This is a genomic window from Roseovarius sp., assembly GCF_040219995.1.
GTDB lineage: Bacteria > Pseudomonadota > Alphaproteobacteria > Rhodobacterales > Rhodobacteraceae > Roseovarius.
The window spans coordinates 450,144-469,670 of the sequence record NZ_JAVJUC010000014.1; the positions used below are offsets into that span (position 1 = coordinate 450,144).

The 19,527-nt window shown below is 63.6% G+C and carries 19 protein-coding genes, 3 tRNA genes and 1 other annotated feature; of the genes, 14 read left to right on the plus strand and 8 right to left on the minus strand.

Features of this window, described 5'->3' with window-relative positions; translation table 11 throughout:
- Positions 1-62 precede the first annotated feature (62 nt).
- The 5 genes from ihfB to trpB all read left to right on the plus strand — a co-directional run bounded on the left by ihfB (position 63) and on the right by trpB (position 3,006).
- Complete coding sequence (gene ihfB, locus RID11_RS06380; RefSeq protein ID WP_050662556.1) at positions 63-344, plus strand: integration host factor subunit beta; 282 nt, start codon at positions 63-65, stop codon at positions 342-344.
- A 3-nt stretch (positions 345-347) separates the two neighbouring features.
- The gene (locus RID11_RS06385) at positions 348-698 is read left to right on the plus strand and encodes a DUF1049 domain-containing protein (RefSeq protein WP_350136693.1); all 351 of its coding nucleotides are present in this window, start codon (positions 348-350) and stop codon (positions 696-698) included.
- A gap of 10 nt (positions 699-708) precedes the next feature.
- Positions 709-1,365, plus strand: coding sequence for a phosphoribosylanthranilate isomerase (locus tag RID11_RS06390; RefSeq protein WP_350136696.1), 657 nt, complete (start codon positions 709-711; stop codon positions 1,363-1,365).
- A gap of 15 nt (positions 1,366-1,380) precedes the next feature.
- Complete coding sequence (locus RID11_RS06395; RefSeq protein ID WP_350136698.1) at positions 1,381-1,692, plus strand: N-(5'-phosphoribosyl)anthranilate isomerase; 312 nt, start codon at positions 1,381-1,383, stop codon at positions 1,690-1,692.
- 81 nt (positions 1,693-1,773) lie between these two features.
- Positions 1,774-3,006 (plus strand): tryptophan synthase subunit beta, encoded by a 1,233-nt coding sequence (gene trpB, locus RID11_RS06400; protein ID WP_350136701.1) that lies wholly within the window; start codon positions 1,774-1,776, stop codon positions 3,004-3,006.
- A 51-nt stretch (positions 3,007-3,057) separates the two neighbouring features.
- Here trpB and RID11_RS06405 read toward each other — a convergent pair whose 3' ends face one another.
- The 3 genes from RID11_RS06405 to RID11_RS06415 all read right to left on the minus strand — a co-directional run bounded on the left by RID11_RS06405 (position 3,058) and on the right by RID11_RS06415 (position 5,035).
- Positions 3,058-3,429, minus strand: coding sequence for a DUF2237 family protein (locus RID11_RS06405; protein ID WP_350136704.1), 372 nt, complete (start codon positions 3,427-3,429; stop codon positions 3,058-3,060).
- A gap of 19 nt (positions 3,430-3,448) precedes the next feature.
- Positions 3,449-3,769 (minus strand): heme-degrading protein HmuQ, encoded by a 321-nt coding sequence (gene hmuQ, locus RID11_RS06410; protein ID WP_350136706.1) that lies wholly within the window; start codon positions 3,767-3,769, stop codon positions 3,449-3,451.
- A gap of 102 nt (positions 3,770-3,871) precedes the next feature.
- Positions 3,872-5,035 (minus strand): serine hydrolase domain-containing protein, encoded by a 1,164-nt coding sequence (locus RID11_RS06415; protein WP_350136708.1) that lies wholly within the window; start codon positions 5,033-5,035, stop codon positions 3,872-3,874.
- A 308-nt stretch (positions 5,036-5,343) separates the two neighbouring features.
- Between RID11_RS06415 and lon the strand changes: the two genes are divergently transcribed.
- A complete protein-coding gene (gene lon / locus RID11_RS06420; protein ID WP_350136710.1) occupies positions 5,344-7,755 on the plus strand; it encodes an endopeptidase La in 2,412 nt (803 codons plus the stop codon).
- Positions 7,756-7,815: 60 nt separating this feature from the next.
- Here the strand turns inward: lon and RID11_RS06425 are convergent, their stop codons facing one another.
- Positions 7,816-8,277 carry a tail fiber domain-containing protein gene (locus RID11_RS06425; protein ID WP_350136712.1) on the minus strand — a complete coding sequence of 154 codons (462 nt, stop codon included), beginning with the start codon at positions 8,275-8,277 and terminating at the stop codon, positions 7,816-7,818.
- Positions 8,278-8,520: 243 nt separating this feature from the next.
- Positions 8,521-8,721 (minus strand): hypothetical protein, encoded by a 201-nt coding sequence (locus tag RID11_RS06430; protein ID WP_350136714.1) that lies wholly within the window; start codon positions 8,719-8,721, stop codon positions 8,521-8,523.
- Positions 8,722-8,860: 139 nt separating this feature from the next.
- On the opposite strand from RID11_RS06430, the gene RID11_RS06435 reads away from it, so the two are divergent.
- Complete coding sequence (locus tag RID11_RS06435) at positions 8,861-9,346, plus strand: HU family DNA-binding protein (RefSeq protein WP_350136716.1); 486 nt, start codon at positions 8,861-8,863, stop codon at positions 9,344-9,346.
- Positions 9,347-9,364: 18 nt separating this feature from the next.
- A tRNA-Val gene (locus RID11_RS06440) sits at positions 9,365-9,439 on the plus strand.
- A 72-nt stretch (positions 9,440-9,511) separates the two neighbouring features.
- Here the strand turns inward: RID11_RS06440 and RID11_RS06445 are convergent.
- On the minus strand, positions 9,512-10,597 hold the full coding sequence (locus tag RID11_RS06445) for an acyltransferase family protein (protein ID WP_350136718.1): 1,086 nt from the start codon (positions 10,595-10,597) through the stop codon (positions 9,512-9,514).
- Between the two features lie 159 nt (positions 10,598-10,756).
- Positions 10,757-10,816 (plus strand) — a sequence feature (sul1 is cis-regulatory element that is thought to sense ions involved in sulfur or methionine metabolism; They are found in Alphaproteobacteria).
- A 61-nt stretch (positions 10,817-10,877) separates the two neighbouring features.
- On the opposite strand from RID11_RS06445, the gene RID11_RS06450 reads away from it, so the two are divergent.
- Entirely contained in the window at positions 10,878-12,368 is a 1,491-nt protein-coding gene (locus RID11_RS06450; RefSeq protein WP_350136720.1) for a SulP family inorganic anion transporter, read from the plus strand.
- A 13-nt stretch (positions 12,369-12,381) separates the two neighbouring features.
- Positions 12,382-13,236: a universal stress protein gene (locus tag RID11_RS06455; protein ID WP_350136722.1), complete on the plus strand. Its 855-nt coding sequence runs from the start codon at positions 12,382-12,384 to the stop codon at positions 13,234-13,236.
- A gap of 108 nt (positions 13,237-13,344) precedes the next feature.
- On the opposite strand, the gene RID11_RS06460 is transcribed toward RID11_RS06455, so the two are convergent.
- On the minus strand, positions 13,345-13,953 hold the full coding sequence (locus RID11_RS06460; protein WP_350136725.1) for a DUF1989 domain-containing protein: 609 nt from the start codon (positions 13,951-13,953) through the stop codon (positions 13,345-13,347).
- 130 nt (positions 13,954-14,083) lie between these two features.
- Here RID11_RS06460 and RID11_RS06465 point away from each other — a divergent pair.
- The 4 genes from RID11_RS06465 (at position 14,084) to RID11_RS06480 (ending at position 19,048) form a co-directional block, all read left to right on the plus strand.
- Positions 14,084-14,159, plus strand: a tRNA-Val gene (locus tag RID11_RS06465).
- A 158-nt stretch (positions 14,160-14,317) separates the two neighbouring features.
- The gene (locus RID11_RS06470; protein ID WP_350136728.1) at positions 14,318-16,168 is read left to right on the plus strand and encodes an SLC13 family permease; all 1,851 of its coding nucleotides are present in this window, start codon (positions 14,318-14,320) and stop codon (positions 16,166-16,168) included.
- Positions 16,169-16,246: 78 nt separating this feature from the next.
- Positions 16,247-18,754 carry a cation:proton antiporter gene (locus RID11_RS06475; protein WP_350136730.1) on the plus strand — a complete coding sequence of 836 codons (2,508 nt, stop codon included), beginning with the start codon at positions 16,247-16,249 and terminating at the stop codon, positions 18,752-18,754.
- Positions 18,755-18,971: 217 nt separating this feature from the next.
- Positions 18,972-19,048, plus strand: a tRNA-Asp gene (locus RID11_RS06480).
- 34 nt (positions 19,049-19,082) lie between these two features.
- On the opposite strand, the gene RID11_RS06485 is transcribed toward RID11_RS06480, so the two are convergent.
- Positions 19,083-19,520 carry a universal stress protein gene (locus RID11_RS06485; RefSeq protein ID WP_350136732.1) on the minus strand — a complete coding sequence of 146 codons (438 nt, stop codon included), beginning with the start codon at positions 19,518-19,520 and terminating at the stop codon, positions 19,083-19,085.
- Between the last annotated feature and the right edge of the window lie 7 nt (positions 19,521-19,527).

The following is a 19,527-nucleotide window of genomic DNA, read 5'->3' on the forward strand; positions in this document are numbered from 1 at the left end:
ATTCTGGATATAGTCGCCTGCAACTGCCAAGCACTCAAGAGAATGGCCGGGGGAGACCACCGATGATCCGATCGGAACTGATTCAGAAAATTGCCGACGAGAATCCGCATCTCTATCAGCGCGATGTCGAGCGTATCGTGAACACCATCTTCAGCGAGATCACCGATGCGCTGGCCAGCGGCAACCGGGTCGAGTTGCGCGGCTTTGGCGCTTTCTCGGTGAAAAAGCGCGACGCGCGGATCGGTCGCAATCCGCGCACCGGCGAAAGCGTGCATGTTGACGAGAAATTCGTACCCTTCTTCAAGACCGGCAAGCTGCTGCGTGACCGGCTCAACGGAAAGTGATCCATGCGCTATATTCGCTACGCCTCCATCGCTGTCTTCGCGCTTGCCCTCGTGCTGATCGCGCTGGCCAATCGCGGGGTGGTCACCCTGCGCGTGCTGCCCGATGAGCTGGCAGGCTTTGCCGCGCTCAACCCGACCTATGACATGCCGCTCTTCGTGGTGATCTTTGGCGGTATTCTGGCGGGGCTGATCGTGGGCTTCATCTGGGAATGGATTCGCGAGGCTGGAGAGCGTGCCGCTGCCGCAAGGCAGGCGCGTGAACTGGCCAGCCTGCGCGCCGAGGTCAAGCGGCTGAAGGGCGAGAAGCACAAGGACAAGGACGAGGTTCTGGCGCTTCTCGACCAGGCGAGTTAAACCCGCGCCCATGAGCACCGATATTCGCGTCAAGATCTGCGGGCTGACCGCTGCGGGCGACGTGGCTGCCGCCGTTGAGGCGGGCGCGGCCTATGTCGGGTTCGTGTTCTTCGAGAAATCGCCGCGTCATGTGACGGTGGACGCGGCGCGCGCGCTGGCGCTTGACGTGCCGCCGGGCGTGGCCAAGGTGGCGCTGACGGTCAATGCCGACAACGCCACGCTCGATGCGCTGACGGATCGGGTGCCGCTGGATTTCCTGCAATTGCATGGCGAGGAGAGCCCCGCGCGGGTGGCCGAGATCAAGGCGCGCTATGGCCTGCCGGTGATGAAGGCCATCGGCGTGGCCGAGGCGGCGGACCTGGCGCAGATCGACGTTTATGCCGAGGTGGCTGATCAGCTGCTGATCGACGCCAAGCCGCCACCGGGGGCCACGCGCCCGGGCGGCAATGCGCTGGCCTTCGACTGGCGGCTGATCGAGGGGCGGGACTGGCCGCTGCCGTGGCTGCTGGCGGGCGGGCTGACGCCCGACAACGTGGCGCAGGCAGTGGCGCGCACTGGCGCCAGGCAGCTTGACGTGTCGTCGGGGGTGGAGCGTGCCCCGGGAATCAAGGACGCCAGGCTGATCCGTGCCTTCATTGATAACGCGCGCGGTTTAACCGACGCTTAACCAGGATCGGGTCAGATGGCGGTCATGACATGGCCGCCCGATCATCTGAGCCCCGAGACGTGGCTTGCGCAGTTCCTCGACTCACCCGAGGCGCGGCGCGGTGGCGTCGTGAAACGTCAGATCCGCGATGTGGAGCGCATAGCAGGGCGCGACCTGTTCCTGTACGAGGTCGAGCGGCGCGGATTTCAGGTGATCGAGAACGGGCGGCACTTTGTCGTGTTCTGCAATTCCATGCCCCTGCGCCGGGTGCAGGGGCCAAGGGATTTTCAAATCCCTTGGCCAAGCCGCTTGCAAGCGGCTTGGAACGCGGTTTCGAAACCGCGTTGAAAGGCGTTTGCAAACGCCTTTCCCTTGCCCTCGCCCTGTCCTCGCACTAGGACATGCGGAAGCAAACAAGGGGCGTATCTCATGGCCAACGATCTATTCAACTCCTTCATGACCGGCCCCGACGAGAAAGGCCGGTTTGGCGATTTCGGCGGGCGGTTCGTGTCGGAAACCCTCATGCCGCTCATTCTGGAGCTCGAAGAGCAGTACGAGCATGCCAAGACCGATCAGAGCTTCTGGGACGAGATGCATGATCTGTGGACCCATTATGTGGGCCGTCCCTCGCCGCTCTATTATGCCGACCGGCTGACGCAGCATCTGGGCGGGGCCAAGATTTACCTCAAGCGCGACGAGCTCAACCACACCGGCGCGCATAAGATCAACAACGTGCTGGGCCAGATCATCCTGGCGCGCCGCATGGGCAAGAGCCGGATCATCGCCGAGACGGGGGCCGGTCAGCACGGTGTTGCCACCGCCACGGTCTGCGCCAAGTTCGGGTTGCAATGCGTGGTCTACATGGGCGCGCATGATGTCGAGCGGCAGGCGCCCAACGTGTTCCGCATGCGCCTGCTTGGGGCCGAGGTGGTGCCGGTCACCTCCGGGCGCGGCACGCTGAAGGATGCGATGAACGACGCGCTGCGCGACTGGGTGACCAATGTGCGCGACACGTTTTACTGCATCGGCACGGTGGCGGGGCCGCATCCCTATCCGGCGATGGTGCGCGATTTCCAGTCGATCATCGGCAAGGAGACGCGCGAGCAGATGCAGGCCGCCGAGGGCCGTCTGCCCGACACGCTCGTGGCCGCGATCGGCGGCGGGTCGAACGCCATGGGGCTGTTCTATCCGTTTCTCGACGACAAGGAAGTGAGCATAATCGGGGTCGAGGCCGGGGGCCACGGTGTCGACGACCGGATGGAGCATTGCGCCTCATTGACCGGGGGTCGCCCCGGCGTGCTGCACGGCAACCGGACCTATCTCTTGCAGGATGATGACGGGCAGATCCTCGAAGGGCATTCGATTTCGGCGGGTCTCGATTATCCCGGTATCGGCCCCGAGCATAGCTGGCTGCATGAAACCAAGCGCGCGCAATATGTCTCGATCACCGACAAGGAGGCATTGGAGGCGTTTCAGCTGAGCTGTGCAACGGAGGGGATCATTCCGGCGCTGGAGCCGAGCCATGCGCTCGCCCATGTGATGAAGATCGCGCCCGACCTGCCGAAAGATCATCTTCTGGTGATGAATATGTGCGGGCGTGGTGACAAGGACATCTTCACCGTCGCCAAGCATCTGGGCTTTGATATCGAGACCGGTGGCTGATCGGCGGGCGAGGGGCGGCGCGAACCGCCCCTCGCCTTGTTAAGCCTCTGGTTACGCCGGCGCGTGTTGCCGCAGCACGTCCAGCGGCACGATGTCGAGCGCGCGCTGATGCGTCGCGTCGAGCCGCACCTGTGGCGCGCAGCCCTCGTCATGGGCCTGCAGGAAACGCGCGGCGCACAGGCACCACTGATCGCCGGGTTTGAGCCCGGCAAAGCCGAATTCGGGGCGCGGGGTGCTCAGGTCGTTGCCGACATATTTCGAATAGGCGAGGAATTCGGCGGTCATCAGCGCGCAGACCGTGTGGCTGCCGTGATCCTGCGTGCAGGTGTTGCAATGCCCGTCGCGGAAGAACCCGGTGACCGGGTCGCTGGAGCAGTGGGACAGCGTCCCGCCCAGCACATTGATCGACTTCTCCATCTCCATTGCGCGCCCTTCCTGTCTGTCAATGTTCCTCAAGAACCGTCTCGAAGCCCTCGAATTGTGGCGGTCCCATCAGCGCATCGCGCGTCGTCCGGTTGCCCGCGTCCTTGTGCGCCGCGCGAAATGCCTCGGATTTGGTCCAGGCGTCAAAGGCGTCGCGGCTGTCCCAGATCACGTGGCTGGAATAGAGCCTGTGCCCCTCGCCCTCGGGCCCTTTGAGCAGGCGGAACTCGCGAAAGCCCGGAACCTCGGCGAGATGGCTCTCGCGCTCGGCCCACATGCGTTCGAAGTCGGCCTCGTGGCCGGGTTTCACCTGAAAGCGGTTCATCGCGATGAATGTCATGTCGTGCCCTTCTGTCCTGTCTGCGTGAAAGGCTGGCTGGGCCCTTTGGGACCAATGGCTTGCGCTGTTACTATAGCGCCGTGCGCACGCGCGGCAAGCCGGTCAGAGCGCGGCGGCGATGCGGCGCAGCATGGCGATATTGCCGGTCTTGACGCCCGGTTCGCGAAAGCCGCGATCGGCGGAAGTGACCACGATCACCGCGTCGCGGGCCCGGTCGATATAGATGTATTGCCCGTAGATGCCATGGCCGAAGACCTCACCGTCGCGGGCGTCTTCCGGCATCCACCATTGATAGCCGTATTGCAGCGCGCCCTCGGGCGTGGGTGCGCTCGGGGTGGTGGAGGCCCGGATCCAGTCTTCGGGGACCACCTGTTGCCCTTGAAAGCGGCCCATTTGTGCGACCATCAGGCCAAAGCGGGCATAGTCGCGGGTTGTCAGGTTTAGCCCGCCAAGAGCAAAGGCCACGCCCTCGCCATCGCTCAGGTAATAGGGTTCCGCCTCGAAGCCCAGCGGTTGGATGATCTTCTCTGACAAAAGCCCCGGCAAATCGCGACCGGTCGCGCCGCGCAGCACCATGGCAAGCGCATGGGTGTCGATGGAGACGTATTTCCAACGCGTGCCGGGCGGGGCCGCGCGGGCCGTCAACCCGGCGGCGAACCCGTCCATCGTGCCGCCAAGCGCCAGCACCCGGCCCATACGGTTGATGTCGGAGTCGTAGTCCAGATAGTCTTCGTCGAATTCCAGCCCGCTGGTCATCTGCAAGAGCTGGCGAATGGTGGTCCCGTCATAGGCACTGCCCTGCAATTGAGGGGCATAGCGCGTGACCGGATCGTCAAGCGAGGCGATCTGCCCCTCGGCCACCGCGATGCCGAAGAGCGCCGACAGAAAGCTTTTGGCGACCGACCAACTGATCCGCCGGTCCTGCGCCTGCGTGCCGTGCAGGTAGCGTTCATGCACGATGCGGCCTTTGTGGAGCACCAGAAGCGAGGTGACGTTGCGCGCCTCGATCCAACCGGTCACGCCGTCGGGCAGGGTCATCTCGGGGCCTTGCGGCAGGGGCGAAACCGGCCCGTCGCCGCGCGGCACCGGTCGGGTCAGGAAGGCGCGCTCCATGTTGGAGAAATTTGCGACGATCCGATCCGCGTCAAAGAGCGTGTTGACCGCCCAGAGCCGCGTGATCTCTTCGCGTTTCCAAAGGCCCACGACAACCAGCGCAACCACCAGCGCCAGCAGAATCCGGATCGTCCATCTCACAAGTGTGCGCATGTCGGGGTCCTCCTTCTTGCGCGAGCAGAGCCGATCGGACGGTCGAAATCAAGCGTGACGCGGGGGCGCGGCCTGCCTGAAATTTCGGTAAAATAAAATAAAAGGCGGCTTGTACAGGCGGGGTCGCGAAAATGCTGCGAATGTGGCGGAAAGAGGCCTTGTGGAGCGCGAGCGGGGCGGGCATTCTGCGCCACATCTGTTGAAACGGGGCCGGGTCTGCCCCAAGTAAGACCCAAGCGAAACGGAGAGGGCTGGGGCTGCCGCGAAGCCGGGGCCGGTGTCCTCTTGCCAAGAACAGGAAAACGAGCATGCAAGACCCACTCAACGCATCCTATCCCGTGCTGCCGCTGCGAGATATCGTGGTGTTCCCGCATATGATCGTGCCGCTTTTCGTAGGGCGCGACAAGTCGGTGCGCGCGCTGGAAGAGGTGATGCAGGACGACAAGCAGATCCTGCTGTCGAGCCAGATCGACCCTGCCGATGACGACCCTGCAGAGGGCGACATCTACCGCGTCGGCGTGCTGGCCAACGTGCTGCAACTGCTGAAATTGCCTGACGGCACCGTCAAGGTGCTGGTCGAGGGCGTGGCGCGGGTGCGGATCACCGAATATCTGGAAAACGATGATTTCTTCGAGGCCCGCGCCGAATATGTGAGCGAGACGCCCGGCGATGCCACCACCATCGAGGCGCTGCTGCGCAGCGTCGGTGACGAGTTCGCGCGCTACGCCAAGGTCAAGAAGAACATCCCCGACGAGGCGCTGGCCGCTGTGACGGATTCGGACGAGGCGGCAAAGCTGGCCGATCTCGTGGCCGGGCATCTGGGCATCGAGGTCGACCGCAAGCAGGACCTGCTGGAGACGCTGAGCGTGAGCGAGCGGCTGGAGAAGGTCTACGGCCTGATGCAGGGCGAAATGAGCGTCTTGCAGGTCGAGAAGAAGATCAAGACGCGCGTGAAATCCCAGATGGAGCGCACGCAGCGCGAGTATTACCTGAATGAGCAGATGAAGGCCATTCAGAAGGAGCTTGGCGATGGCGAGGACGGCGAAGGCGAGATCGCCGAGCTGGAAGAGCGCATCGCCAACACCAAGCTGAGCAAGGAAGCCAAGGACAAGGCCGAGGCCGAGCTCAAGAAGCTCAAGAACATGAGCCCGATGAGTGCCGAGGCCACCGTGGTGCGCAATTACCTCGACTGGATGCTGGGCATTCCGTGGGGCGTGAAAAGCCGCGTCAAGAAGGACCTGCACAAAGCGCAGGACATTCTCGACGCCGATCACTACGGGCTGGAAAAGGTCAAGGAGCGGATTGTCGAGTATCTGGCTGTGCAGCAACGCTCGAAAAAGCTGAAAGGCCCGATCATGTGCCTTGTCGGCCCGCCGGGCGTGGGCAAGACGAGCCTTGGCAAGAGCGTGGCGCGGTCGACGGGGCGCGAGTTCATCCGGATTTCTCTGGGCGGCGTGCGTGACGAGTCTGAAATCCGCGGCCACCGCCGGACCTATATCGGCTCGATGCCTGGCAAGATCATTCAGGCGCTGAAAAAGGCCAAGACCACCAATCCGCTGATCCTGCTCGATGAGATCGACAAGATGGGGCAGGATTTCCGGGGTGATCCGGCGAGCGCCATGCTCGAGGTGTTGGATCCGGAGCAGAACTCGACCTTCGTCGATCACTATCTGGAGGTGGAATACGACCTCTCGAACGTGATGTTCCTGACCACGGCCAACAGCTACACCATGCCTGGGCCGCTTCTGGACCGGATGGAGATCATCCCGCTGGCGGGCTATACCGAGGATGAAAAGCGCGAGATCGCCAAGCAGCATCTGCTCGACAAGCAGATCAAGAACAACGGCCTGAAGAAGGGCGAGTTCGAGCTGACCGACGCGGCGCTGACCGATATCGTGCGTTACTACACCCGCGAGGCGGGCGTGCGGAACCTCGAGCGCGAGATCGCCAAGATCGCGCGCAAGGCGGTGACGCGCATCATCAAGGGCGAGGAGAAGGCGATCACCGTGACGCCCGACAACCTTGCCGATTTCCTCGGGGTGCGGAAATACAAGTTCGGTCTCGCCGAAGAAAGCGATCAGGTCGGTGTGGTCACCGGGCTGGCCTATACTTCGGTGGGGGGCGAGTTGCTCAATATTGAAGCGCTGCGCCTGCCGGGCAAGGGCCGGATGAAGACCACCGGCACACTGGGTGACGTGATGAAGGAGTCGATTGATGCGGCATCTTCCTATGTCCGCTCGGTCGCACCAGAAATCGGGGTGAAGCCGCCGAAATTCGAGAAGTGGGATATCCACGTCCACGTGCCGGAGGGTGCCACGCCGAAGGACGGGCCGTCGGCGGGTCTTGCGATGGTCACCTCCATCGTGTCGGTGCTGACGGGCATTCCGGTGCGCAAGGATATCGCCATGACCGGCGAGGTCACGCTGCGCGGCAACGCGCTGCCCATCGGCGGGCTCAAGGAGAAACTGCTCGCGGCGCTGCGTGGCGGCATCAAGACGGTGCTCATCCCGCGCGACAACGAGAAAGACCTGACCGAAATCCCCGACAACGTGAAAGAGGGGCTTGATATCATCCCTGTCGATCACGTGCGCGACGTGCTGAAACTGGCGCTGATCCGCACGCCCGAGGCGGTGGATTGGGACGAGGAGGCCGAAGAGGCCGCTGCCGCCGAGGCCGCGCTCAAATCCGGCGATGAGGGCCGGGGAGCGGTTGCCCACTGAGTGACGACACTTGGCTTTGAAAACGAACGGCGCGGGATGGTTCCCGCGCCGTTTTTGTTATCAGTCGATCAGCGCCGGTGACACGTCGATCTGATTGTAATCTACGGCGAGGAAGCCGCTTTCATGGCGGCTGACGGCCTCGGGATGGAGGCGGGCGACGTCCTGCGCCATGGCCCCGCGCACGCGTTGGGCATGGCCCTTGTAGCGGAATTCATAGATGCCGAAGCCCTGGGCCGAGGTGCCGACGCGTCTGATATCGGTCTTGAGCCGCTCGTCGCTGAGGGTTGCCATGGGATAGGCCCCCCCGCCACCATGCGAGATCGTAAGCGCGGCAATGAACACGATCGCGAGGAGCGCCAGAACGATGACCTCTGGCGCGGCACTGCCGACAGGACTGCTTTGGGTCGAGAGCGTGGCGGCACGTATCTGCTTGGCGCTCATCTTGGCGTTTTCGGTTGCGTGAACTGTCCCGGTCAGGACAAGCGACGCGGCGAGTGTCGCCGCACAAATCTTCTTTCTCATGACATCCCCCGTTCTGAAATTGCACTCGTGCAGGTAGATTAATCAAAAACTGACACGGTAAATGAAAGTTGCGCAAAATGCACGAATGAGGGAACATTGTAACACAAGACGGATTTTGAACAAAGATTTTGCGCGATGCAACCTAAGGGGGTGAGGCTGAGTCGGGGTGAGAGGCAGCAAGACGGGGATCGCTTCGCCCAGGACGGGCGCGACGACGTCCGAAGGACCAGGAAAGCTGCGTGATCAGTTCAGCGCGCCTGCTGCGGTCAGAATGACAAGAACCGTATAGAGCGTGAAAAAGGCAATGTCCTGGTTTTGCACCGAAGATGACGTGGCCTCTGCTGCGACGATCTCGGGTGACACGACGGGATCTGACATACCGGCCGCGGTCGCGGGGGGGGCGAGCAGGGCAAGTGCGGTGGTGAGCGCGAATACGTGTTTCATTGTTGCCTCATTGGGATTTTTACGTTCGAACGATACCGGACTATGGATCTCAGTCAACTCTGACTGGTAATGTCGGCGGGTTCGCGCTAGCCTGTTGCGATAATACAAGCACAAACATGCAACCGAGCAACCGAGGCATATGATGGCGACAACGACCAAGACGAGCAGGAGCAAGACCAGCAGCAAGACGACACGCGGCACGGCCAAGCCGGCGACCCGCGCAGCCGCAACCAACACGGCCCCGAAAGCGGCCCCCGAAGAGCCGGTGCAGGCTGTGACGCCGGTGGTGGTAACAGACACCCCGGTCGAGAGCGCCGGGCCAGAGATGAAAAAGCAGGAGTTGCTCGACAAAGTTGTGTCACGCTCCGACACGCGCAAGAAATTCGCCAAGCCAGTGGTCGAGGCGATGCTTGAAATCCTCGGCGAGACGCTGGCGGAGGGGCGCGAGTTGAACCTGCCGCCATTGGGCAAGGTCAAGCTCAATCGCACCAAGGAAGGTGCGCGCGCCCGGGTGATCGTGGCCAAGATCCGGCAGTCGAAACAGGGTGGGAATATCCTGCCCGCTGATGACGATGCGGAGAATGTCAGCGATGTAAAAGATGAGGTTGCAGACCGCGCGGAGTGACGCTAAAAGCCGCCGCACGGGTGATTAGCTCAGTGGTAGAGCGCTTCGTTCACATCGAAGATGTCAGGAGTTCGAATCTCTTATCACCCACCATTTTTCTGCTTCGCCGTGGCGTGACACAGGTGAAACGGGCGCTCCCCTGATGGGTTGAGCGCCCGTTTTCGTTCAGGCCGCCGGGGCCGGGGCGTGGCGCTGGCGCGGGTGGGGACGAAAGCGGCGGAACCAGGCCTCGAGTGTGCGAAAGCTGACCTCGGCGATCAGGACCGATAGCAGGCTGTAGGCGGCGAGCAGCGCCCAATCATGCGCGATCCCGGCAAGGCCAAGCGCGCGGTTGGTGATGTCGAGCGCGATCAGGTGATAGAGGTAGATGCCGTAGCTGATCGCGCCGACGCGGGCGATCAGGGGTTGGCGGAGCAGGCCGAGGCCGGTGTTGTCCTCGCGCAGGACGAGGGCGGCGAGGGTCGCGGTCATCAGCGTGTGAATGAGCAGGTTCGGCCAGCCGCGAATCTCGACCGGGGTGAGGTGGATGGCGAGGGCGAGCAGGGCAAATCCCGCCAGCGCCGTCCAGCGACCGCCAAGACAGCGGGCGGCCAGTGCATGGCTGCGCGGGTGATCGAGCGCAAGCGCCAAGAGCGCGCCCATGATGATCGGCGCATAGGAGGCATTGGGCAGTTTCAGGGTGAGGGGTCCGATCTGTGGGGCGGTGAGGTCGAAAATCCCCATACTGCCCAGCACATTCGCCGTTACCACGACCAGGGCCAGCCAGATCAGGGGGCGGCGGGTGAGCAAGAGCATCAACAGCGGCCAGATCACGTAATACTGTTCTTCGACCGAGAGCGACCAGGTGATCGAGAGCGTGGGGATATGGTCGGTCAGGAAGTTCGACAGGAAGAGGTAGTAAAACGGCACGAGGTCGGCGAGATCTGAACGCCCCTTGAGCCCGACATAGTAGAACGAGACCGCCGAGACGACGAAGACATAGACCGGCAGGATGCGCAGGGCGCGGCGGATGTAGAAATCACGGAGCGAGAACCGGCCATAGTCGCGTGCCTCGCGCAGCAAGAGCGTGGTGATCAGAAAGCCGCTGAGCACGAAGAAGAAATCGACACCGAGAAAGCCGCGCGACAGGATCTGTATCTGGTTCAGGTCGCCCGGCGTTGCGTGATGCCAGAGCACCATTGAGATGCAGACGAAGCGCAGCCCGTCGAGATTGGCGAAATGGCGACGCTCCTGGTATCCGCGAAATTCCAAATGACTGTTCCCGCGTCCCTGCGCCCCCAAGGTCCGACCCTACTGCGCCACCATGGCCCGATCAAGCGCGACACGGGCCTTGCGCGGGAAACAATGCTGCAATGCGGCAGAAACAGGTTGGCTTTTGGCCCAAGGGCGGCTAAAGCCTGCGGCCAATCGACTGGACTGCGGGTGCAATTCCTGCGGTGGCTCTTCCGGCCGCTTATCCGCCGGATCATTGGAACCTAACAGACGCGCAATCGGGCCGGGTATGGCTGGCCGGATCAGGGACGGATTTCACATGATTTCACTCGATGCCTATCGGGCACAATGGTTTGGCAATCTCCGGGGCGATGTGCTCTCGGGTCTGGTGGTGGCGCTGGCGCTGATACCCGAGGCGATTGCCTTTTCGATCATCGCGGGCGTCGACCCCAAGGTGGGGCTTTATGCGAGTTTCTCGATCGCGGTGAACACCGCGATCACCGGCGGGCGCCCCGGCATGATCTCGGCTGCCACCGCTGCGACGGCGGTGCTGATGATCACGCTGGTCAAGGATCACGGGTTGGAATATCTGCTGGCGGCCACGGTGCTGGCGGGGCTTATCCAGATTGGAGCCGGGGTGCTGCGGCTGGGGTTTGTGATGCGCTACGTGTCGAAATCGGTGATGACGGGCTTTGTCAACGCGCTCGCCATCCTGATCTTCATGGCGCAATTGCCGGAGCTTGATCCCCGCCACGTGCCGTGGATCACCTATCTGCTGGTCGCCGCCGGGCTGGCGATCATCTATCTCTTTCCGCTGCTGACCAAGGCGGTGCCCTCGCCGCTGGTGACGATCATCGTGCTGACGGTGCTGGCCTATCTGCTTGGCCTCGATGTGCGCACGGTGGGTGATATGGGCGATCTGCCCGACACCCTGCCGGTGTTCCTCATTCCCGATATTCCTCTCAGCTTCGAGACGCTGATGATCATCCTGCCCTATTCGGTGGCGGTGGCTGTTGTGGGCCTGCTCGAAAGCCTGATGACGCAGAACATCGTGGATGATCTGACAGACACCAAATCGAACCGCTCTCAGGAAATGGTCGGGCAGGGGATTGCCAATACCGCGACCGGTTTCATCGGCGGCATGGCGGGCTGTGCGATGATCGGGCAATCGATCATCAACGTCAAATCCGGCGGGCGCGGGCGGCTGTCGAGCTTTGCTGCCGGTGTGTTCCTGCTGATCATGGTCGTGGGGCTGGGTGACGTCGTGAGCATGATCCCGATGGCCGCGCTCGTGGCGATCATGATCATGGTCTCGGTCGGCACGTTCTCATGGTCGTCGATCAAGAACCTGCGCGAGCATCCACGCTCGTCCTCGATCGTGATGATCGCGACGGTGGTGACGGTTGTCTATACCCATAACCTCGCCATCGGGGTGCTGGTGGGGGTGCTGTTGTCGGGCATCTTCTTTGCCGGCAAGATCGCGCAGCTGTTCCGGGTCACGAGCGAGGCGTCAAAGGATGGGCGCGTGCGGACCTACCGGGTCGAGGGGCAATTGTTCTACGGGTCGGTCGAGGACTTCATGAATGCCTTTGATTTCAAGGAGGCGCTGGATAAGGTCGTGATCGACGTGAGTGGCGCGCATATCTGGGATATCTCCTCGGTGCAGGCGCTCGACATGGCGGTGCTGAAATTCCGCCGTGACGGCGCGGATGTGGAGATCAAGGGCATGAACGAGGCCTCGGAAACCATCGTTGACCGGCTTGCGATACACGACAAGCCCGGCGCGATAGACAAGCTGATGGCGCATTGAGAAGGGGATGAGCATGACGCAGAAGGTCATCGCACTGGTGGACGGGTCGGTTTATTCGGCCTCGGTTTGCGATCACGCCGCATGGATCGCGCAGCGCACCGACGCGCCGGTCGAGTTGCTGCATGTGCTGGGGCGGCGCGAAGGGGCCGAACAGGCGGATCTGTCGGGCTCGATCAAGCTGGGTGCACGGTCGGCGCTGCTGGAGGAACTGGCGGCGCTCGATGAGCAGCGCGCCAAGCTGGTGGCGCATCGCGGGCGGGCGATCCTTGAGGACGCCCGCGCCATTCTGGAAAAGGCCGAGGTGAACGAGATCACCACCCGGCTGCGCCATGGCGATATTGTCGAGACGGTGGCCGAGGTCGAGAAGGACGCCCGCGTGATCCTGATCGGCAAACGCGGCGAGGCCGCCGATTTTGCCAAGGGCCATCTGGGATCGAACCTGGAGCGGATCGTGCGCGCAAGCCACAAGCCGGTTTTTGTGGCCGCCCGCGCGTTCCGGCCCATCGAAAAGGTGCTGGTGGCCTATGACGGCGGCACCTCGGCGATGAAGGCGGTGGATCATATCGCGCGCAGCCCGCTTTTCGCGGGGCTGAAGGTGCATGTGGTGACCGTGGGCCATGCCACGCCCGAGGTGAAGAAGTCGCTGGAGGATGCGAGGGCGTTATTGCAGGCGGCGGGCATCGAAGCCGAGACCGGGGTCATCGCGGGTCAGCCCGAGACGGCGCTTGGCAAGCTGGTCGAGGAGGCCGAGTTCGACATGGTAGTGATGGGGGCCTATGGCCACAGCCGCATCCGCAGCCTGATCATCGGCTCGACCACAACCGAGATGGTGCGGTCGTGCAAGGTGCCGGTTGTGCTGATGCGCTGAGGCTGGGGTGATGAGTGGGCTGGAGCGGACATAACACCCTCGGTGCGTTTCGCACGGGACGCGGCAACGGCAGATTCAGACCAGAACCCCCCGAACCATACCCGGCCGTCAGCGCCCCAGTATTTCGAAATGCGCCTCGGTCGGCACGCAGGCCGCGCCGTTGATCGGCAGGATGTCCTGCGGGCAGGCCGACATGGCGACGATGCAATCCATGACCGCACGCAGCACGACATGATCACCCGGCTTGCTGAGCGGTTCGCCCCAGCTGGTGCGCCCGTCGGCATCCACGGGAATGTTCATCCACAGGTTCAGCGGGTTGGGGGTCTCGGGGGTCGTCAGGCCAAGCTGGCGCAGGGCGGCGTGCAGGTTGTCGGTGCAGTTGTCGTGATACTCGGTACAGCCCAGAAGGCCGTAGCGAAAATCGTCGCAGGCCGCGATCAGCGTGTCGTGGCGACCGGGCGAGGTGTCTTCCTCGAACATCAGGATCGGGCGGCGGCGATTGGTGACGAGCGGATCGCCCGCCGTGGGAAAGATGCGGCCAAGGGTGGGCCGGATATGCTCCATGGACATGAATTCCCCCATGTCATCTGCGCTGAACGCCCATGTGTCCACGACCTGCGCGCCATGCGTGTTGATGATGCGAATGGCCTCGCCGGCGTTGAGCCGTGTGGCGGTGCCGCGTCGGGCCGGGATAGTGTGGTGCTGCGCGAGGGTCATGCGGATCGTCTCCATGCTATGCGTGATGCGCGCAGGCTAGCACGATCGCGGCGGCAGCCAAGCGCGATTTGATTACCGGGGACGAAAGCCTCTTGCGCAGGAACGGAGCCTTGGCTATCACGCGCCGCACGGGTGATTAGCTCAGTTGGTAGAGCGCTTCGTTTACACCGAAGATGTCGGGAGTTCGAGTCTCTCATCACCCACCAGTCTCATCATCACGATTGCCTTGGGGCGGTGGCGGGTGTTTCAAGTGGCGTGACACCGAACGCTATCAAGCCCGGCTGGTCAAGACCGTTGATTGCGGGTGCGATGATCGCGTATCAAAGACCTCTTGACGCATGACCGACCGCGAAAGGCCGCCATCGTGACTATTCCCCAAATGCTGATTTTCTCGATCCTCGCGATCACCATGGGGCTGTTCCTGTGGGGCCGTCTTCGGCATGACGTCATAGCCCTCGCGGCACTGCTGGCGAGTGTGATCGCGGGGCTGGTTCCAACGGATACGGCCTTTGCCGGGTTTGGCCATCCGGCGGTGATCACCGTGGCCTGTGTGCTGATCCTCAGTCAGGGGTTGCAGAATACCGGCGCCGTGGATTGGCTGGCGCGCAGTGTGCTGCCGCGTGAGGCGGGGCGGTTGACCGGCATGCTGGCGCTGATGGGGTTGGGGGCCGTGCTGTCGGGGTTCATGAACAATGTCGGCGCGATGGCGCTCCTGATGCCGGTGGCGGTGCAGCTGTCGAACCGGCTTGACCTGACGCCCGGGCAGGTGCTGATGCCGCTGGCCTTCGGCACCATCCTGGGCGGCATGACCACGCTGATCGGGACGCCGCCGAACCTGATCGTCTCGGGCTTTCGGGCCGAGGCGGGGCTGGGGCATTTCGCGATCTTCGATTTTGCCCCGGTCGGGGCGGCGGTCGCGGTGGTGGGCGTCATTTTCGTGGTGTTTGTCGGCTGGCGGCTGGTGCCGGCGCGGCAATCCGCAGCCGGTGAGAGTTTCGACACCGGAGCCTATTTCACGGAATTGCGCGTGCCGGAGAAAAGCAAGGCCGTCGGTCTGACGCTGCGTGCTTTTGAGCGTGAGATCGAGGACAGTGACGCGCAAATCGTGGGCCTTGTGCGCAACGAGGTGCGGATCACCGCGCCGCATGGCGGGCGGCGCATTCGCGCCGGTGACATTCTGATTCTGGAAGCCGATGTCGATACGCTGGCCGAGGCGTTGTCGGTGTTCGGGATCGAACTGGAAGAACAGAAGGCCTCGTCCGAGGATAAGGACAAGGATAAGACAGAAGAGGTGACGGCGCAGTCCGAAAGCGTCGAGGACACCGATGAGGGAGAGGATGAAAGCCGAGCGCGCAATGATGAAATCGTGTTGCGCGAACTGGCGATCCTGCCCGGATCGACGATTGTCGGGCGGTCCGCGAATGACATGAAACTGCGCACGCGGTACGCGATCAACCTGCTGGCCGTGTCGCGTGCCGGGCGCGCGCCGCGCACCCGGTTGCGCACGCTGGAGCTGAAATCCGGCGACCTGTTGCTGGTTCAGGGGGCCTCGGAGGCGGTGTCGGGGTTTGTGAATGACACCGGCTGCGTGCCCTTGGGCGCGCGCGACCTGCGCATCCCCGACACGCGCATGGCGATCATCGCGGGCGCTATCATGCTGGGGCCAATCGGGATCGTGGCCTTGGGGCTGCTGCCGGCGGCGGTTGCCTTTGCGCTCGGGGTGCTGGCCTCGATGGTGCTGCGCACGGTGCCGCTCAGGCAGGTCTATACCGCCATCGACTGGCCGGTGATCGTGCTTTTGGCGGCCCTGATCCCGGTCGCGGGCGCGATGCAGAGCACCGGGGCTGCCGACCTGCTGGCGCGCTTTCTGGTTGATACCATCGCGCAGGGCAATGCCGTGGTTGCGCTCGGCGTGGTGCTGATTACGACGATGTTCCTGTCGGATGTGATGAACAACGCGGCCACCGCCGCTGTGCTTTGCCCCATCGCGCTTGGAATATCGGACACGTTGGGTGTCAATCCCGACAGTTTCCTGATGGCCGTTGCGATCGGGGCCTCCTGTGCGTTCCTGACCCCGATCGGGCATCAGAACAACACCCTGATACTGGGGCCGGGCGGGTTCCGCTTTGGCGATTACTGGCGATTGGGGCTGCCGCTGGAGGCGCTGGTCGTCGTGGTCAGCCTGCCGTTGCTGCTGGTCGTCTGGCCGTTGTGACCGCGTGGCGGTGCGCGGGGCCGCGAAGGGGGCGTACCTGCGTTTCCCTTCGGTCCGGTTTCGCGCTAGATCAAGTATATGGACATCGTTCTCATCACCACGGTGATCGCCTCGCTTTTCCTTGTGATCGGGGTGGCGGAGCCGTTGGCGGCGCGGTTGCGGCTGCCCTATAGCGTCATCCTTGCGACGCTCGGTATCCTGATCGGCCTTGCGGCGGTGTTCTTTCTGCGCACGGAGCTGACCGATGCGCTCAACCCGGTGGCGGAGGCGATTCTGGGCCTGCCTATCCGGTCCAACGTGTTTCTTTACGTGTTTCTGCCGACGCTGCTGTTTCAGGCCACATTGGGCATGAACCTGCGGCGGATGCTGGATGACTGGGTGCCGATCCTTGTGCTGGCGGTGGTCGCGGTGATCGTGGCGACGCTGAGCGTGGGCTATGCGCTGTCCTGGGCGAGCACCCTGCCGCTGGCGGCCTGCCTGCTGATCGGGGCCATCGTGTCGACCACCGATCCGTCAGCAGTGGTGTCGATCTTTCGGTCACTGTCGGCACCGCGCAGGCTGGCGCGGATCATCGAGGGCGAGAGCCTGCTGAACGATGCCGCTGCGATTGCGCTCTTCGGCCTGTTCATGGGCTTTGTGATGCTGGGGGTGCCCAATCCGAGCCTTGGCGATGCGCTGTCGCGGTTTCCGGTCCTGATCGCCGGGGGTGCGCTGACCGGCTGGTTGGCGGCGCGGGTTGCGGTCTGGATCATGGCGCTGTTCAGCCGACATGAACTGGCGCAGATCTCGATCTCGGTGGCGCTGCCTTATCTCGCCTATATCGGGGCCGAGCAGAGCGTCGGCGCTTCGGGGGTGATCGCCGTGGTCGCCGCGGGGCTGACCCTGAACCTGAGCGGGCCGGGCCGTCTACCCCCGCAAGCCTGGACGAACCTGCGCGAGGTCTGGGACCTGTTGGCGCATTGGGCAGGGGCGCTGATCTTTATCCTTGCGGCGCTGTTGATCCCGCGCCTGCTGGAGGAGGTGAAGGCGAGTGATGTCGCGCTGGTCGGTGTGGTGATCCTTGCTGCAATCGCGGCGCGGGCGGTCATTCTGTTCGGGTTGTTGCCGCTGCTCACGCTGATCCGCGCCTCGCCGCCCGTTGAGCGCCCCTACCGTGCGGCGATTCTGTGGGGGGGGCTGCGCGGGGCGGTGACGCTGGCGCTGGCGCTGGCGGTGACCGAGAGTTTCAGGGTGCCCGTTGAGGTCAAGCGGGTGGTCGGCATTCTTGCTACCGGCTTCACGCTCTTCACGCTGATCGTGCAGGGCACGACCTTGCGGATGGTCATTCGCTGGCTTGGGCTTGACCGGCTGTCGCCGCTCGATGAGGCGCTGTCGCGGCAGGTGGTGGCGGTGGCGTTGCAGACCGTGCGCGAGGATGTCGCGCGCACGGCGGAGAATTATGACCTGTCCCATGACATCGTGCGATCCGAGGCCAAGCGGTTCGGCGAGCGTCTGGACGGGGCGGTGAAGCGTGCCGAGGCAAGCGCGGATATCCTTGACCGGGATCGGATCACGCTTGGCCTGATCGCGCTGGCGGGGCGAGAGCGCGACACCATTCTGGCGCGGGTGCGGGAGCGGACGATCTCGGCACGCATGGCCGAGCAGGTGCTGTCGGATGCCGACCGGCTGATCGAGGGCGCGCGCAGCGACGGGCGCAGCGGCTATATGCGCGCGGCACGGGGGATCGTCGCCTATGGTCGGGGTTTTCGCGCGGCGGTGGTGCTCAATCGCCGCCTCGGACTGGCGCGGCCGCTGGCGCGGCTGACCGCCGACCGGTTCGAATTGCTGTTGTCGCAACGGCTGATCCTGCAGGATCTGGACGAGTTCATACGCGGTCGCATCCGGCGCATTCATGGCCGCCGCGTGGCGGAGTTGCTCAACGAGTTGCTGGCGCGCCGCGTCGAGATGCTGGAGACCGCGCTGGAGGGGTTGCGGCTGCAATATCCCGGATATGCCGAAGAGTTGGAGCGGCGGTTCATCCGGCGCACCGCGTTGCGGCTGGAAGAGCGTGAATACGCGACCATGCGCGAGGACGGGCTGATCGGATCGGAGGTCTATACCGCCCTGATGCAGGATGTCGCCGCCCGCCGGGCGCGGGCGGAGGTGCGCCCGAGGCTCGATATCGCGCTGCGGCGGGCCGAACTGATGATGCAGTTCCCGCTATTCGCCGAGTTGGATGCGCGCGCGCAGAAGCGTCTCGCGCGGGTGCTGCACACCCGGTACGTGGATGCGGGCGATGTCGTGATCCGCAAGGACAGCACGGCCAAGCGGGTGTTCTTCATCGCCTCGGGGGCCGTTGAGCTGGAAAGCGCGGGCCAGACATGGCGGCTGGGTCGGGGCGAGATGTTCGGCCAACTGGCGATCCTGATGAACAAGGCGCGCCGGGCCGAGGTGCGCGCGATTGCGCCATCGACGTTCCTGGTGCTGGACGAGGACCGCTTTCGCCGCCTGTTGCGCCGCAGTGCCGCGCTGCGTGAGGCCGTGCGCGCGAGCGCTGAGAAGCGCGGCATCGAGCCGGGTGGTCTGTTGTCGGATATCCCGGGCTGATGAGGTCGGTAGACTGTCGGGCTAACGATCTGTTTTTGCTTGCAAGTTCCGAAATTGACAGCGGGCTTTCGCGGCGCGTGCGCGGGGCTTTCAAAGGCGCGCGGTCGGGGCCGGGCCGCGGGGTCGAGAAAAATGAAATTTCGCGCATGGGGCGCTTGACGAGGACCGGTCTGCCGCTTAGAAGCGCAACACGTCCGAGGGATCGGGCGGGCAGTGAGCGGTTGTAGCTCAGTTGGTTAGAGTACCGGCCTGTCACGCCGGGGGTCGCGGGTTCGAGCCCCGTCAACCGCGCCACTCTCCTTGAAATTCCCGAGTATCTGGCAGTGGCTCAGACCACCAGAACCGGGATGTCGGAGAGCCCCGTTACCTTGTGCGAGACGCTGCCCAGCAGGTAGCCTTCCATCGAGCCCATGCCGCGGCTGCCGATCACGATCAGGTCGTTGTCGTGCTCTTTGGCAAAGCGCACGATGGTGCGCGAGGTGGGTCCCGATTTGACGAAGGCGCGGACCCGGCTGAAGCCCGCCTCAATCGCGTGTTTCTTGGCGTAATCGGCGACTTCCTTGGCATGGGCGGACATGATGTCGTCGAGATTTCCGGGATCGGAGGGGCGTACCATCGACAGCGATGCCTCGAGCATCGAATGGTGGCGATAGACGGTCAGGATGGTGAGCGCCGCGTCGGTGAGGCGGGCCATTTCCATCGCGCGGTCGAGCGCCACTTTTGCATTGGGCGAGCCGTCGAAAGGCACAAGAATCGATTTGAACATGGGTGTT